The 15,226-nt window shown below is 61.4% G+C and carries 12 protein-coding genes; all 12 read left to right on the top strand.

Annotated features, from left to right (window positions below):
- The first annotated feature begins 108 nt into the window (after positions 1 to 108).
- The 12 genes from purB (at position 109) to nuoH (ending at position 15,219) form a co-directional block, all read left to right on the top strand.
- Positions 109 to 1,479 (top strand): adenylosuccinate lyase, encoded by a 1,371-nt coding sequence (gene purB, locus NVV94_RS09920; protein ID WP_258446991.1) that lies wholly within the window; start codon positions 109 to 111, stop codon positions 1,477 to 1,479.
- An 83-nt stretch (positions 1,480 to 1,562) separates the two neighbouring features.
- A complete protein-coding gene (locus NVV94_RS09915) occupies positions 1,563 to 2,729 on the top strand; it encodes a cupin domain-containing protein (RefSeq protein ID WP_258446990.1) in 1,167 nt (388 codons plus the stop codon).
- Positions 2,722 to 3,144: a GNAT family N-acetyltransferase gene (locus NVV94_RS09910; protein WP_258446989.1), complete on the top strand. Its 423-nt coding sequence runs from the start codon at positions 2,722 to 2,724 to the stop codon at positions 3,142 to 3,144. Before NVV94_RS09915 ends, NVV94_RS09910 begins: the two co-directional genes overlap by 8 nt.
- A gap of 191 nt (positions 3,145 to 3,335) precedes the next feature.
- Positions 3,336 to 4,076, top strand: coding sequence for a secretin N-terminal domain-containing protein (locus tag NVV94_RS09905; RefSeq protein ID WP_258446988.1), 741 nt, complete (start codon positions 3,336 to 3,338; stop codon positions 4,074 to 4,076).
- A gap of 534 nt (positions 4,077 to 4,610) precedes the next feature.
- Positions 4,611 to 5,936, top strand: coding sequence for an isocitrate lyase (gene aceA, locus NVV94_RS09900; RefSeq protein ID WP_258446987.1), 1,326 nt, complete (start codon positions 4,611 to 4,613; stop codon positions 5,934 to 5,936).
- A gap of 615 nt (positions 5,937 to 6,551) precedes the next feature.
- Complete coding sequence (locus tag NVV94_RS09895) at positions 6,552 to 6,965, top strand: NADH-quinone oxidoreductase subunit A (protein WP_258446986.1); 414 nt, start codon at positions 6,552 to 6,554, stop codon at positions 6,963 to 6,965.
- A 10-nt stretch (positions 6,966 to 6,975) separates the two neighbouring features.
- Positions 6,976 to 7,650 carry an NADH-quinone oxidoreductase subunit B family protein gene (locus NVV94_RS09890; protein ID WP_258446985.1) on the top strand — a complete coding sequence of 225 codons (675 nt, stop codon included), beginning with the start codon at positions 6,976 to 6,978 and terminating at the stop codon, positions 7,648 to 7,650.
- Positions 7,651 to 7,729: 79 nt separating this feature from the next.
- Positions 7,730 to 9,511, top strand: a complete 1,782-nt coding sequence (nuoC, locus tag NVV94_RS09885) for an NADH-quinone oxidoreductase subunit C/D (RefSeq protein ID WP_258446984.1) — start codon at positions 7,730 to 7,732, stop codon at positions 9,509 to 9,511.
- Between the two features lie 2 nt (positions 9,512 to 9,513).
- Complete coding sequence (nuoE, locus tag NVV94_RS09880; RefSeq protein WP_258446983.1) at positions 9,514 to 10,011, top strand: NADH-quinone oxidoreductase subunit NuoE; 498 nt, start codon at positions 9,514 to 9,516, stop codon at positions 10,009 to 10,011.
- Entirely contained in the window at positions 10,008 to 11,363 is a 1,356-nt protein-coding gene (nuoF, locus tag NVV94_RS09875; RefSeq protein ID WP_258446982.1) for an NADH-quinone oxidoreductase subunit NuoF, read from the top strand. The genes nuoE and nuoF overlap by 4 nt, the downstream gene beginning before the upstream one ends.
- A 137-nt stretch (positions 11,364 to 11,500) precedes the next feature.
- Positions 11,501 to 14,215, top strand: a complete 2,715-nt coding sequence (gene nuoG, locus NVV94_RS09870) for an NADH-quinone oxidoreductase subunit NuoG (RefSeq protein ID WP_258446980.1) — start codon at positions 11,501 to 11,503, stop codon at positions 14,213 to 14,215.
- Complete coding sequence (nuoH, locus tag NVV94_RS09865; protein WP_258446979.1) at positions 14,212 to 15,219, top strand: NADH-quinone oxidoreductase subunit NuoH; 1,008 nt, start codon at positions 14,212 to 14,214, stop codon at positions 15,217 to 15,219. The genes nuoG and nuoH overlap by 4 nt, the downstream gene beginning before the upstream one ends.
- Positions 15,220 to 15,226 lie beyond the last annotated feature (7 nt).

Genomic DNA, 15,226 nt, shown 5'->3' with positions numbered 1-15,226 from the left:
GGGTCGGCGCGGTATCAGATCGCTGGCAAGCCAGCGCCTACATCACCGGCGCGTTTTTCATGTATGATACGCGCCCCATTTCGTTGCCCGACTGTCCGAGAACACCCCATGCAGCTCTCTTCGCTCACTGCGGTTTCCCCTGTTGACGGCCGCTACGCCGGCAAAACCCAGGCCCTGCGCCCTATTTTCAGTGAATACGGCCTGATCCGTTTTCGCGCCTTGGTTGAGGTTCGCTGGCTCCAGCGCCTGGCATCTCATCCACAAATTCCAGAAGTCCCGGCCTTTTCGGCTGAAGCCAACGCCATTCTCAACACCCTGGCCGAAGACTTCGCCCTCGAGCACGCCGAGCGCGTGAAAGAAATCGAGCGCACCACCAACCACGACGTCAAGGCCATCGAATACCTGCTCAAGGAGCAGGCCGCCAAGTTGCCGGAACTGGCCAAGGTCAGCGAGTTCATCCACTTCGCCTGCACCAGCGAGGACATCAACAACCTGTCCCACGCCCTGATGCTGCGCGAAGGCCGCGATGGCGTGCTGCTGCCGCTGATGCGCCAGACCACCCAGGCCATCCGTGAGCTGGCCATCCGTTTCGCCGACGTGCCGATGCTGTCGCGCACCCACGGCCAACCGGCATCGCCGACCACCCTGGGCAAAGAGCTGGCCAACGTGGTCTACCGCCTGGAGCGCCAGATCGCCCAAGTCGCGGCCGTACCGCTGCTGGGCAAGATCAACGGTGCCGTGGGCAACTACAACGCCCACCTGTCGGCCTACCCGCAGATCGACTGGGAAGCCAACGCACGCGCCTTCATCGAAGACGAACTGGGCCTGGGCTTCAACCCCTACACCACCCAGATCGAACCGCATGACTACATCGCCGAGCTGTTCGATGCGATCGCCCGCTTCAACACCATCCTGATCGACTTCGACCGGGATATCTGGGGCTACATCTCCCTGGGTTACTTCAAGCAGCGCACCATTGCCGGTGAAATCGGTTCCTCGACCATGCCGCACAAGGTCAACCCGATCGACTTCGAGAACTCCGAAGGCAACCTGGGCATCGCCAACGCACTGTTCCAGCACCTGGCCAGCAAGCTGCCGATCTCGCGCTGGCAGCGCGACCTGACCGACTCCACCGTGCTGCGCAACCTGGGCGTCGGCTTCGCTCACAGCGTCATCGCCTACGAAGCCAGCCTCAAGGGCATCAGCAAGCTGGAAATCAACACCCAGCGCATCGCCGCCGACCTGGACGCCTGCTGGGAAGTCCTCGCCGAGCCGATTCAAACGGTGATGCGTCGTTACAACATCGAAAACCCGTACGAAAAGCTCAAAGAGTTGACCCGCGGCAAGGGCATCAGCCCCGAAGCACTGCAGACTTTCATCGATGGCCTGGACATGCCTGCCGAAGCGAAAGCCGAATTGAAGAAGCTGACACCAGCCTCTTACATCGGCAACGCGGCAGAACAAGCCAAGCGCATCTGACGTACTGCACACAGCTCTGACGCCCGGCAGTGCCGGGCGTTTTTATTCCTGCAACAAAAGTGCTTTTTTTCAATAGGTTACACATGAATCCTGATACTCCTCTTCAACTATTGGGCGGTTTGACTGCACGCGAATTCCTGCGCGATTACTGGCAGAAGAAACCGCTGCTGATCCGCCAGGCCTTCCCGGATTTTGAAAGCCCGATCGACGCCGACGAATTGGCTGGCCTCTCTCTGGAAGAGGAAGTCGAGTCGCGCCTGGTCATCGAGCACGGCGAGCGCCCCTGGGAAATGCGTCGCGGCCCTTTTGCCGAAGACGAGTTCTGCAAACTGCCGGAACGCGAGTGGACGCTGCTGGTGCAAGCTGTCGACCAGTTCGTCCCGGAAGTCGGCGAGCTGCTCGAGCACTTTCGCTTCCTGCCGAGCTGGCGTATCGACGACGTGATGATCAGCTTCGCCGCCCCCGGTGGCAGCGTGGGCCCGCACTTTGACAACTACGACGTGTTCCTGCTGCAGGGCCATGGCAAGCGCAACTGGAAAATCGGCCAGATGTGCGACGCAGGCACCCCGCTGCTCGAGCATTCGGACCTGCGCATCCTCGCCGACTTCCAGCAGACCGACGAGTGGACCCTGGAACCGGGCGACATGCTCTACCTGCCACCGCGCCTGGCTCACTGCGGCGTTGCCGTGGACGACTGCATGACCTACTCGGTGGGCTTCCGCGCCCCGAGCGCCGCCGAAGTGCTGACCCACTTCACCGACTTCCTCAGCCAGTTCCTGCCTGACGAAGAACGCTACAGCGATGCCGATGCCCAGCCAGTCAGCGACCCACATCAGATCCAGCACGATGCGCTGGACCGGCTCAAGCGCCTGCTGGCCGAGCACATGAACGACGAGCGCTTGCTGCTCACCTGGTTCGGCCAATTCATGACCGAGCCGCGCTACCCGGAGCTGGTTGCCGGTGAAGAGCTGGAAGAGCAGGACCTGCTCGCCAGCCTTGAACAGGGCGCGATCCTGATCCGCAACCCGAGCGCACGCCTGGCCTGGTCCGAGGTCGACGACGACCTGCTGCTGTTCGCCAGCGGCCAGAGCCGCCTGCTGCCGGGCGAGTTGCGCGAACTGCTGAAACTGATCTGCGCTGCCGACGCGCTGCACATCGAAAACCTCGGCCCATGGCTGAACGATGAGCAAGGGCAACTGCTGCTGTGCGAACTGGTCAAACAAGGAAGCCTGGGGTTTGCCAATGAATAAGATTCGGGTACGTGTAGCCGACTGGCAAAAAGACAACAGCGAAATCCGGCGCATCCGCGAGGCGGTATTCATCGCCGAGCAATCCGTACCGCCGGAGCTCGAATGGGATGCCGAGGACGACAGTGCCGTGCATTTCCTGGCCTACGAGGGCGATTTTCCGATCGGTACCGCGCGCCTGCTTCCCGATGGCCAGATCGGCCGTGTGTCGGTGCTCAAGGACTGGCGCGGGCTGAAAGTCGGCGATGCGTTGATGCAGGCGGTGATTACCGAAGCTGAACGCTGCGATCTCAAGCAGCAGATGCTCAGCGCACAGGTTCAGGCCACCGCTTTCTACGAACGGCTGGGCTTTAAAATCCAGAGCGAGGAGTTCCTGGAAGCCGGGATTCCGCACGTGGACATGGTCCGCGGGTCCTGATCCGAGCCAGGCTTGGGAGCTGGGTTGCCCGCATCGCTGGCAAGCCAGCTCCCACAATGGCCGTGACGATCCACAATCCCCCTGTGGGAGATGGCCGGGCGGCGTTCCGCTTGCCAGCGATGAGACCCACACCACTCTCCCTGACACCACAATGCGCCATAATGATTATCCCCCTCGCGGAGATTATGGACATGCCGCTACGCCCCCTGCTCGCCACCCTCCTCCTGAGCTTCAGCCTCTCGGCGCTGGCCGCCACCGAAATCATCCCGCTGAACCACCGCCCCAGCGCTGAAATCCTTCCCGTCGCACAGTCCTTCCTCGGCAAGGACGGCAGCGTCAGCGCCTATGGCAATCAACTGATCGTCAAGGCCGAGGATGCGCGCAAGATCACCGAACTTCGCGCCCTGCTCGAGCAACTGGACACTGCTCCCAAGCGCCTGCTGATCAGCGTCGACACCAACGACAGCAACTACCAGGACCAGCAAGCCAACGGCACCCGGATCATCCGCCACAGCACCACCAACCGCACCGGCGGCGTCCAGCAGATACAGGCCAGCGAAGGCTCTGCGGCCCTGATTCAAGTCGGCCAGAGCATCCCGCTGACCAGCACCCAGACAGACACTTTTGGTCGCCTGCAAAGCCAGACCGAATACCGCAACGTCACCCAGGGTTTCTACGTTACCGCCAGCGTGACCGGCGAGACGGTGCACCTGAATATCAGCACCAACAACGATCGCATGAGCCAGGAACGCCCGGATGTCGTGAATGTGCAGAGCACCGACACCAACGTCAGCGGCCGGCTGGGCCAATGGATCACCCTCGCCGGAATCAATCAGCAGAGCCAGGCCGACCTGAACAGCCAGGCTCGCCAGTATTCCACCCAGGGCCGCGATGACATGATCCTGCGCGTCAAAGTCGACACTTTGGACTGACCCCGCGCCAATCAAGGCCTCGACCAAAGGCCTCGAAACTGACCGACGAGTCGTATTAGACCAAAGATGTAGTGCCGCAAAAAAAGCACTACAAAACATTTGACGGGTCAAAATTTGGGAGGCATGATGGCCCCGCTCCCGCTAATCAGAGGCCCTGGCAAAGGGTCTTCGAGTCGCCGCTCTAATCTACCCACCTGAGCCGATTCGTGTCTGTACCGCCCACAAGGCAGTTTGACGAGGTTGCGACTGGAACGAAGTTGTCCTGAGGGACGGAAGCGCGTAATGAGGTTCAAGGCAAGACCCTGACCGATTGCACACCGGCAACCACGAGCCACCGTGCACTCGAAAGACTCGCCCTGCTCCCGCTCACTTCCCACCCATGAGCCCTTCGTTCAATCGTCGCCATCCCCATCAGATGCTGGCTTGATCGCCTGAAGCCTCTGATTTGCGAGTAGCCACCGGCACCACTGTTATGACAGCGCCAGGCGGAGCAAGCATTTTCCACCCAAGACCTATGCGACGAGGTTTATCCCCATGGCACTGACACGCGAACAGCAAATTGCAGCCCTTGAAAAAGACTGGGCAGAAAACCCTCGCTGGAAAGGTGTGACCCGCACTTACTCCGCTGCCGACGTCGTTCGCCTGCGTGGCTCTGTTCAACCTGAGCACACTCTGGCCCGCATGGGCGCCGAGAAGCTGTGGAACCTGGTGACCCAGGGCGCCAAGCCGGCCTTCCGTCCAGAAAAAGACTTCGTAAACTGCATGGGCGCCCTGACCGGCGGCCAGGCTGTACAACAGGTTAAAGCCGGTATCCAGGCCATCTACCTATCGGGCTGGCAGGTTGCTGCAGACAACAACTCTGCAGAATCCATGTACCCGGACCAGTCGCTGTACCCGGTTGACTCGGTTCCAACCGTGGTCAAGCGCATCAACAACTCGTTCCGTCGCGCCGACCAGATCCAGTGGAAAGCCGGCAAGAACCCAGGCGATGATGGCTACATCGACTACTTCGCTCCGATTGTTGCCGACGCTGAAGCCGGTTTTGGCGGCGTACTGAACGCTTACGAGCTGATGAAGAGCATGATCGAAGCAGGCGCTGCCGGCGTTCACTTCGAAGACCAACTGGCTTCCGTGAAAAAATGCGGCCACATGGGCGGCAAGGTACTGGTTCCGACCCAGGAAGCCGTACAGAAGCTGACCGCTGCCCGTCTGGCTGCCGACGTTGCTGGCGTACCGACCATCATCCTGGCCCGCACCGATGCCAACGCCGCTGACCTGCTGACCAGCGACTGCGACGCGTACGACCAGCCGTTCGTTACCGGCGAGCGCACCCAGGAAGGTTTCTACAAGGTTCGAGCCGGCCTGGATCAAGCCATCGCCCGCGGCCTGGCGTACGCTCCTTACGCCGACCTGATCTGGTGCGAAACCGCCAAGCCAGACCTGGACGAAGCCCGCCGCTTCGCCGAGGCGATCAAGAAGGAATACCCGGACCAGATCCTGTCCTACAACTGCTCGCCTTCCTTCAACTGGAAGAAAAACCTGGACGACGCGACCATCGCCAAGTTCCAGCGCGAACTGTCGGCCATGGGTTACAAGCACCAGTTCATCACCCTGGCGGGTATCCACAACATGTGGCACAGCATGTTCAACCTGGCGCACGACTACGCTCGCAACGACATGACTGCCTACGTCAAACTGCAAGAGCAAGAGTTCGCCGATGCTGCCAAGGGTTACACCTTCGTGGCTCACCAGCAGGAAGTGGGCACTGGCTACTTCGACGACATGACTACCGTGATCCAGGGTGGTTCGTCCTCGGTAACCGCGCTGACCGGTTCGACCGAAGAAGAGCAGTTCCACTGATCATCGATCAGCGGATGACGCACTGAAAAACAGGCCACCTTCGGGTGGCCTGTTTTTTGCCTGCAGAAATTTCGCCTGCATTACGCCGAACTCTGTAGCCGCTGCCGCAGGCTGCGCTCGAGCGCGAAGCGTTCGCAAAATTCACGGTCGAATGAAGGTCCTTCGGCCCTTGGCGCAGCCTGCGGCAGCGGCTACGCCGACCGTGCGATGGCGGCCTTTTCAGTCTGCCCTGTAAAGCGTTGACCCAGAGCGGTATATCGGGAAGAAAAAGCCGGTAAAACGTGCACTCAGGCAACTTTGCGCAGCAGCCTGGCTATTGAACTTCTACACTATTGAACAAGCCCACTCGCGGATATAGCGCGCAAACGATATTGATTATCATTTCTGCAGTATCAGTTCATTACAGCAGGCAAGAAACATAATTGACAAAAGCCTGCCCAATGCCCGTAATACATGGCCTACGGCGCTTCTCGGCCATGATATGTCCTTATTCCTAATTTACTTGCCACCTGTTTACCCATAAAATCGGCGGGATAGATTTCACTGCGACATATCGTCACTGCATTTCTTCTTTTCAAGCTCAGAGACCATTGCTCTCTGTCAAGGATTTCCAGCATGCCCGAATCGACCGGACTCATCGCCCACAACTGGGGTTTTGCCATCTTCCTTTTGGGCGTTGCGGGCCTCTGTGCCTTCATGCTCGGTCTGTCCAGCCTGCTCGGCAGCAAGGCCTGGGGCCGCAGCAAGAACGAACCGTTCGAATCCGGCATGCTACCTACGGGCGGCGCTCGCCTGCGCCTATCCGCCAAATTCTATCTGGTCGCGATGCTGTTCGTGATCTTCGATATCGAAGCCCTCTTTCTCTTTGCCTGGTCTGTGTCCGTCCGCGAAAGCGGCTGGACCGGATTCGTCGAAGCTCTCGTTTTCATAGCAATTCTGTTGGCAGGTCTTGTCTACCTATGGCGGGTCGGGGCGCTCGATTGGGCACCCGTGGGTCGTCGTATGCGGCAGGCGAAGCTGAAACAATGAGGCTTTGGCAATGCAATACAATCTCACCAGGATCGACCCGGATGCTCCCAACGAGCAATATCCAATCGGCGAGCGGGAAACCGTTTCCGATCCGCTAGAAGATCAAGTCCACAAAAACATCTTCATGGGCAAGCTAGAAGACGTACTGAACGGTGCGGTCAACTGGGGGCGCAAGAACTCCCTGTGGCCGTACAACTTCGGTCTGTCGTGCTGCTACGTGGAAATGACCACCGCCTTCACGGCGCCCCACGACATCGCCCGCTTCGGCGCCGAGGTTATCCGGGCATCGCCGCGTCAGGCGGATTTCATGGTTATCGCCGGAACCTGCTTCATCAAGATGGCGCCGATCATTCAGCGTCTCTATGAGCAGATGCTCGAACCCAAGTGGGTCATCTCCATGGGCTCGTGCGCCAACTCCGGTGGCATGTATGACATCTACTCGGTCGTTCAGGGGGTCGACAAGTTCCTCCCCGTGGACGTCTACGTGCCCGGCTGCCCGCCTCGCCCTGAAGCATTCCTGCAAGGCTTGATGCTGCTGCAGGAATCGATTGGCCAGGAGCGCCGCCCTCTTTCGTGGGTCGTTGGCGATCAAGGCGTATACCGCGCCGAGATGCCTTCGCAGAAAGAGGCGCGCCGTGAACAGCGTATTGCCGTCACCAACCTGCGCAGCCCCGACGAAGTCTGATCCAGCTTTTTGTGCTTTAGATAAGGCACGACAAGAACCCTGGCTTCATTCTGTACGTTGACCGATAGCGACCGAGACCATGACAGCGGACACCGCTCTGTATATCCCGCCTTACAAGGCTGACGACCAAGACGTGGTCGTCGAACTGAACAACCGTTTTGGCCCTGAGGCGTTCACCGCCCAGCACACCCGCACCGGCATGCCGGTGCTTTGGGTTGCCCGGGCAAAACTGGTGGAAGTACTGACCTTCCTGCGCAACCTGCCCAAGCCGTACGTCATGCTCTATGACCTGCACGGCGTTGACGAGCGCCTGCGCACGCAACGCCGCGGCTTGCCGGGCGCCGACTTCAGCGTGTTCTACCACCTGATGTCGATCGAGCGTAATAGTGACGTAATGATCAAGGTGGCCTTGTCCGAGGGCGACCTCAGCCTGCCAACCGTCACCGGTATCTGGCCAAACGCCAACTGGTACGAGCGTGAAGTGTGGGACATGTTCGGCATCGACTTTGCCGGCCACCCGCACCTGACCCGGATCATGATGCCACCGACCTGGGAAGGTCACCCGCTGCGCAAGGACTACCCTGCGCGCGCCACCGAATTCGATCCATACAGCCTGACCCTGGCCAAACAGGAACTGGAAGAGGAAGCCGCGCGCTTCAACCCGGAAGCCTGGGGCATGAAGCGTTCCGGCGCCAACGAGGACTACATGTTCCTCAACCTGGGCCCGAACCACCCTTCGGCCCACGGTGCCTTCCGTATCGTCCTGCAACTGGATGGCGAAGAGATCGTCGACTGCGTCCCGGACATCGGCTACCACCACCGTGGTGCCGAGAAAATGGCCGAGCGCCAGTCCTGGCACAGCTTCATCCCCTACACCGACCGCATCGACTACCTCGGCGGGGTGATGAACAACCTGCCGTACGTGCTCGCGGTCGAGAAGCTGGCCGGCATCCAGGTGCCGCAGAAGGTCGACGTCATCCGTATCATGATGGCCGAGTTCTTCCGGATCACCAGCCACCTGCTGTTCCTGGGTACCTATATCCAGGACGTCGGCGCCATGACCCCGGTGTTCTTCACCTTCACCGACCGTCAGCGCGCCTACACCGTGATCGAAGCCATCACCGGTTTTCGTCTGCACCCGGCCTGGTACCGCATCGGCGGCGTCGCCCACGACCTGCCGCGCGGCTGGGAAAAGCTGGTCAAGGACTTCGTCGACTGGCTGCCCAAGCGCCTGGACGAATACACCAAGGCCGCCCTGCAAAACAGTATCCTCAAGGGTCGTACCGTCGGCGTCGCCGCCTACAACACCAAGCAAGCCCTGGAATGGGGTGTCACCGGTGCCGGCCTGCGTTCCACCGGCTGCGATTTCGACCTGCGCAAGGCCCGCCCGTATTCGGGCTACGAGAACTTCGAGTTCGAAGTGCCGCTGGCGGCCAACGGCGATGCCTACGACCGCTGCATGGTCCGGGTCGAAGAGATGCGCCAGAGCATCAAGATCATCGACCAGTGCCTGCGCAACATGCCGGAAGGCCCGTACAAGGCGGACCACCCGCTGACCACGCCGCCACCCAAAGAGCGCACCCTGCAGCACATCGAGACCTTGATCACGCACTTCCTGCAAGTTTCGTGGGGCCCGGTCATGCCGGCCAACGAATCCTTCCAGATGATCGAAGCGACCAAGGGCATCAACAGTTATTACCTGACGAGCGATGGCGGCACCATGAGCTACCGCACCCGGATTCGTACGCCGAGCTACCCGCACCTGCAACAGATCCCTTCGGTGATCCGTGGCAGCATGGTCGCGGACCTGATCGCGTACCTGGGTAGTATCGACTTCGTTATGGCCGACGTGGACCGCTAAGCATGAACAGCCCGCTAATCCAGACTGACCGTTTCGCCCTCAGCGAAACCGAGCGCTCGGCCATCGAGCACGAGCTGCACCACTACGAAGACCCGCGCGCGGCGTCTATCGAAGCCCTGAAAATCGTCCAGAAGGAACGTGGCTGGGTACCTGACGGCGCGCTCTACGCCATCGGCGAGATCCTTGGCATTCCGGCCAGCGACGTCGAAGGCGTGGCCACCTTCTACAGCCAGATCTTCCGCCAGCCGGTCGGTCGTCACATCATTCGCGTCTGCGACAGCATGGTCTGCTTCATCGGCGGCCATGAGTCGGTGGTCAGCGAGATCCAGAGCAAGCTCGGCATCGGCCTGGGGCAGACCACTGCCGACGGCCGCTTCACCCTGCTGCCGGTCTGCTGCCTGGGCAACTGCGACAAGGCTCCGGCCGTGATGATCGACGACGACACCTTCGGTGACGTACAGCCTGCCGGCGTTGCCAAACTGCTGGAGGGCTACGTATGACCCTGACTTCGTTCGGCCCTGCCAACCGCATCGCGCGCACTGCGCAAACCCACCCGTTGACCTGGCGTCTGCGTGACGACGGCGAGCCCGTGTGGCTCGACGAGTACCAGGCCAAGGACGGTTACGCGGCGGCGCGCAAGGCGCTCGGCCAAATGTCCCAGGACGACATCGTCCAGACCGTCAAGGACTCCGGCCTCAAGGGCCGCGGCGGCGCTGGCTTCCCCACTGGTGTGAAGTGGGGCCTGATGCCCAAGGACGAATCCATGAACATCCGCTACCTGCTGTGCAACGCGGATGAAATGGAGCCCAACACCTGGAAAGACCGCATGCTGATGGAGCAACTGCCCCATCTGCTGATCGAAGGCATGCTGATCAGTGCCCGCGCACTGAAAGCCTACCGTGGCTACATCTTCCTGCGCGGCGAGTACGTCACCGCCGCCAGGCACCTCAACCGTGCCGTGGAAGAAGCCAAGGCCGCAGGCCTGCTGGGCAAGAACATCCTGGGCAGCGGCTTCGATTTCGAGCTGTTCGTGCACACCGGTGCCGGCCGCTACATCTGTGGCGAAGAGACCGCGCTGATCAACTCCCTCGAAGGTCGTCGCGCCAACCCGCGCTCCAAGCCGCCCTTCCCTGCCGCCGTTGGCGTGTGGGGCAAGCCGACCTGCGTGAACAACGTCGAGACCCTGTGCAACGTGCCGGCCATCGTCGGCAACGGCAACGACTGGTACAAGTCGCTGGCCCGCGAAGGCAGTGAAGACCACGGCACCAAGCTGATGGGCTTCTCCGGCAAGGTCAAGAACCCTGGCCTGTGGGAGCTGCCGTTCGGCGTGACCGCCCGCGAGCTGTTCGAAGACTACGCCGGCGGCATGCGTGATGGCTTCAAGCTCAAGTGCTGGCAGCCAGGTGGCGCCGGTACCGGTTTCCTGTTGCCCGAGCACCTGGACGCCCAGATGTACGCCGGCGGCATTGCCAAGGTCGGTACCCGGATGGGTACGGGCCTGGCCATGGCGGTGGACGACAGCGTCAACATGGTCTCGTTGCTGCGCAACATGGAAGAGTTCTTCGCCCGCGAATCCTGCGGCTTCTGCACCCCGTGCCGTGACGGTCTGCCGTGGAGCGTCAAGCTGCTGCGCGCGATCGAGAACGGTGAAGGGCAAGCCGGCGATATCGAGACCCTGCTGGGTCTGGTCGGTTTACTCGGCCCGGGCAAGACCTTCTGTGCTCACGCACCAGGTGCCGTGGAGCCATTGGGCAGTGCCATCAAGTATTTCCGTCCGGAGTTCGAGGCCGGCATCGCACCTACCAGCGCGGCCACCCCGAGTCTGGCGCGTCCGATCACCGTCGGCGCATAACGCTCAAGAAAAGGCGAGTGGTCCGTGCCGCTCGCCTTCCGTTCGATGACGCCCTGACCGGCTGTTCTGACTCGCACGGATAACAAGATTCCATTAGCCACGCCCGTTGACACCGGGCCAACGAAGAACTTTGAACCATGGCCACTATCCACGTAGACGGCAAAGCGCTCGAAGTCGATGGCGCAGACAACCTGTTACAGGCATGTCTGTCGCTGGGCCTCGACATTCCGTATTTCTGCTGGCACCCCGCCCTTGGCAGCATTGGCGCTTGTCGCCAGTGCGCGGTCAAGCAGTACACCGACGAAAACGACAAGCGTGGTCGTATTGTCATGTCCTGCATGACCCCCGCTTCCGATGGCAGCTGGATCTCCATCGATGACGAAGAAGCGAAAGTGTTTCGCGCCAGCGTCGTCGAATGGCTGATGACCAACCACCCGCACGACTGCCCTGTGTGCGAGGAAGGCGGTCACTGCCACCTGCAAGACATGACCGTGATGACCGGCCACAACGAGCGCCGTTATCGCTTCACCAAGCGTACCCACCAGAACCAGGAACTCGGCCCGTTCATCGCTCACGAGATGAACCGCTGCATCGCCTGCTACCGTTGCGTGCGCTTCTATAAAGACTACGCCGGCGGTACCGACCTGGGCGTGTTTGGCGCCCACGACAACGTTTACTTCGGCCGCGTCGAAGACGGTGCGCTGGAAAGCGAGTTCTCCGGCAACCTCACCGAGGTCTGCCCTACCGGCGTGTTCACCGACAAGACCCACTCCGAGCGCTACAACCGCAAGTGGGACATGCAATTCGCCCCGAGCATCTGCCACGGCTGCTCGAGCGGTTGCAACATCAGCCCCGGCGAGCGTTATGGCGAACTGCGCCGTATCGAGAACCGCTACAACGGCTCGGTCAACCAATACTTCCTGTGCGACCGTGGCCGCTTCGGCTATGGCTATGTCAACCGCGAAGACCGTCCGCGTCAGCCGGCGCTGGCCAATGGTCAGAAGCTCAGCCTGGATGCGGCGCTGGACAAAGCCGCCGATATGCTGCGCGGTCGCAACATCGTCGGCATCGGTTCGCCGCGCGCCAGCCTGGAAAGCAACTACGCCCTGCGTGAACTGGTCGGTGCCGAGCACTTCTACTCCGGTATCGAAGCCGGTGAGCTGGCGCGCATCCGCCTGGTCGCCCAGGTACTGAAAGACAGCCCGCTGCCAATCCCGACCCTGCGCGAGGTCGAAGATCACGATGCCGTGTTCGTCCTCGGCGAAGACCTGACCCAGACTGCCGCGCGCCTGGCCCTGTCCCTGCGCCAGTCGGTCAAGGGCAAGGCCGAAGCCATGGCCGACGCCATGCGCATTCAGCCATGGCTCGACGCTGCGGTGAAGACCATCGGTCAGCATGAGATGTACCCGCTGTTCATTGCCAGCCTGGCTGAAACCCGCCTGGACGACGTCGCCCAGGAATGCGTGCACGCCGCCCCCGACGACCTGGCCCGCATCGGCTTTGCCGTGGCTCACGCCATCGACGCCAGCGCCCCTGCGGTCGAAGGCCTGGATGCCGAAGCCCTGGAACTGGCCCAACGCATTGCCACTACCCTGGTCGAAGCCAAGCGCCCATTGATCGTCTCCGGTACCTCGCTGGGTTCCGAAGCGCTGATCCAGGCCGCGGCCAACATTGCCAAGGCGCTGAAGCTGCGTGAAAAAGCCGGCTCCCTGAGCCTGATCGTGCCGGAAGCCAACAGCCTCGGCCTGGCCCTGCTCGGCGGTGAATCCGTCGACGCGGCCATGCAAGCGGTCATCGATGGCAAGGCCGACGCTATCGTCGTGCTGGAAAACGACCTGTACACCCGCGTCGATGCCGCCAAGGTCGACGCTGCGCTCAACGCCGCGAAAGTGGTGATCGTCGCCGACCACCAGAAAACCCGCACCGCAGACCGTGCACACCTGGTCCTGCCAGCGGCGAGCTTCGCCGAAGCCGACGGCACCCTGGTCAGCCAGGAAGGCCGTGCCCAGCGTTTCTTCCAGGTTTTCGACCCCACCTACCTGGACGCCAGCATTCTGATCCACGAAGGCTGGCGCTGGCTGCACGCCCTGCGCGCAACCTTGCTGAACAAGTCGGTGGACTGGACCCAGCTGGATCACGTGACTGCCGCCTGCGCCAGCAGCGCACCGCAATTGGCCGGGATCGTCAACGCCGCCCCTTCGGCTTCGTTCCGTATCAAGGGCCTGAAACAGGCGCGCGAGCCGCTGCGCTACAGTGGTCGTACCGCCATGCGCGCCAACATCAGCGTGCACGAACCGCGGACCACCCAGGACAACGACTCCTCGTTCGCCTTCTCCATGGAAGGTTACTCGGGCTCGGCCGAACCGCGCCAACAGGTGCCGTTCGCCTGGTCTCCGGGCTGGAACTCGCCACAGGCGTGGAACAAGTTCCAGGACGAAGTCGGTGGTCACCTGCGTGCCGGCGACCCGGGCACCCGCCTGATCGAAAGCAAGGGCGACAAGCTGAGCTGGTTCGCCAACGTTCCGCGCGCGTTCTCGCCGGCCCGTGGCACCTGGCAAGCAGTCCCGTTCTTCCACCTGTTCGGCAGCGAAGAGAACTCCTCGCGCGCAGCTCCCGTGCAAGAGCGCATCCCGGCCGCCTACGTGGCGCTGGCCAAGTCCGAAGCCGACCGCCTGGGCGTCAACGACGGTGCCATGCTGAGCTTCACCATCGCCGGCCAGACGCTGCGTCTGCCGCTGCGCATCAATGAAGAACTGGGTGCAGGTTTGATCGCGCTGCCTTCGGGCCTTGCCGGGATTCCGCCAGCGATCTTCGGCCAACCCGTTGAAGGCCTGCAGGAGGCAGCACTATGACCTGGTTCACCCCTGAAGTGATCGATGTGATCATTGCAGTCGTCAAAGCCCTCGTCATCATGCTCGCCGTGGTGGTCTGCGGTGCACTGCTCAGTTTCGTCGAGCGCCGTCTGCTGGGCTGGTGGCAGGACCGTTATGGTCCGAACCGCGTCGGCCCGTTCGGCATGTTCCAGATCGCTGCCGACATGCTGAAGATGTTCTTCAAGGAAGACTGGAACCCACCCTTCGTCGACAAGGTGATCTTCACCCTGGCGCCGGTGGTGGCCATGAGCGCCTTGCTGATCGCCTTCGCGATCATTCCACTGACCCCGACCTGGGGTATCGCGGACCTGAACATCGGCTTGCTGTTCTTCTTCGCCATGGCCGGCCTGTCGGTGTATGCCGTGCTGTTCGCCGGTTGGTCGAGCAACAACAAGTACGCCCTGCTCGGCAGCCTGCGGGCCTCGGCCCAGACCGTCTCGTACGAAGTGTTCATGGGCCTGGCGCTGATGGGCATCGTGGCCCAGGTCGGCTCGTTCAACATGCGCGACATCGTCGAGTATCAGGCGCAGAACCTGTGGTTCATCATTCCGCAGTTCTTCGGCTTCTGTACCTTCTTCATCGCCGGCGTGGCCGTGACTCACCGTCACCCCTTCGACCAGCCGGAAGCGGAACAGGAACTGGCCGACGGTTACCACATCGAGTATGCCGGCATGAAATGGGGCATGTTCTTCGTCGGTGAGTACATCGGGATCATCCTGATCTCGGCGCTGCTGGTGACCCTGTTCTTCGGTGGCTGGCATGGCCCATTCGGTATCCTGCCGCAACTGTCGTTCGTCTGGTTCGCCCTGAAGACCGCGTTCTTCATCATGCTGTTCATCCTGCTGCGCGCCTCTATCCCGCGCCCGCGCTATGACCAGGTGATGGATTTCAGCTGGAAATTCTGCCTGCCGCTGACCCTGATCAATTTGCTGGTCACCGCCGCTGTCGTGTTGTTGAACACGCCTGCTGTCGCGGCTCAGTGAGGATTTG

This window comes from Pseudomonas sp. LS1212 (assembly GCF_024741815.1).
Taxonomy (GTDB): domain Bacteria; phylum Pseudomonadota; class Gammaproteobacteria; order Pseudomonadales; family Pseudomonadaceae; genus Aquipseudomonas.
The sequence above is the reverse complement of the archived record's forward strand: the minus strand, read 5'-3'. Positions and strand labels throughout refer to the sequence as shown.

Excerpts from the sequence above, each read along its gene's own strand:
- purB (WP_258446991.1), top strand. The coding sequence starts at position 109 with ATGCAGCTCTCTTCGCTCACTGCGGTTTCCCCTGTTGACGGCCGCTAC.
- NVV94_RS09915 (WP_258446990.1), top strand. The coding sequence starts at position 1,563 with ATGAATCCTGATACTCCTCTTCAACTATTGGGCGGTTTGACTGCACGC.
- NVV94_RS09910 (WP_258446989.1), top strand. The coding sequence starts at position 2,722 with ATGAATAAGATTCGGGTACGTGTAGCCGACTGGCAAAAAGACAACAGC.
- NVV94_RS09905 (WP_258446988.1), top strand. The coding sequence starts at position 3,336 with ATGCCGCTACGCCCCCTGCTCGCCACCCTCCTCCTGAGCTTCAGCCTC.
- aceA (WP_258446987.1), top strand. The coding sequence starts at position 4,611 with ATGGCACTGACACGCGAACAGCAAATTGCAGCCCTTGAAAAAGACTGG.
- NVV94_RS09895 (WP_258446986.1), top strand. The coding sequence starts at position 6,552 with ATGCCCGAATCGACCGGACTCATCGCCCACAACTGGGGTTTTGCCATC.
- NVV94_RS09890 (WP_258446985.1), top strand. The coding sequence starts at position 6,976 with ATGCAATACAATCTCACCAGGATCGACCCGGATGCTCCCAACGAGCAA.
- nuoC (WP_258446984.1), top strand. The coding sequence starts at position 7,730 with ATGACAGCGGACACCGCTCTGTATATCCCGCCTTACAAGGCTGACGAC.
- nuoE (WP_258446983.1), top strand. The coding sequence starts at position 9,514 with ATGAACAGCCCGCTAATCCAGACTGACCGTTTCGCCCTCAGCGAAACC.
- nuoF (WP_258446982.1), top strand. The coding sequence starts at position 10,008 with ATGACCCTGACTTCGTTCGGCCCTGCCAACCGCATCGCGCGCACTGCG.
- nuoG (WP_258446980.1), top strand. The coding sequence starts at position 11,501 with ATGGCCACTATCCACGTAGACGGCAAAGCGCTCGAAGTCGATGGCGCA.
- nuoH (WP_258446979.1), top strand. The coding sequence starts at position 14,212 with ATGACCTGGTTCACCCCTGAAGTGATCGATGTGATCATTGCAGTCGTC.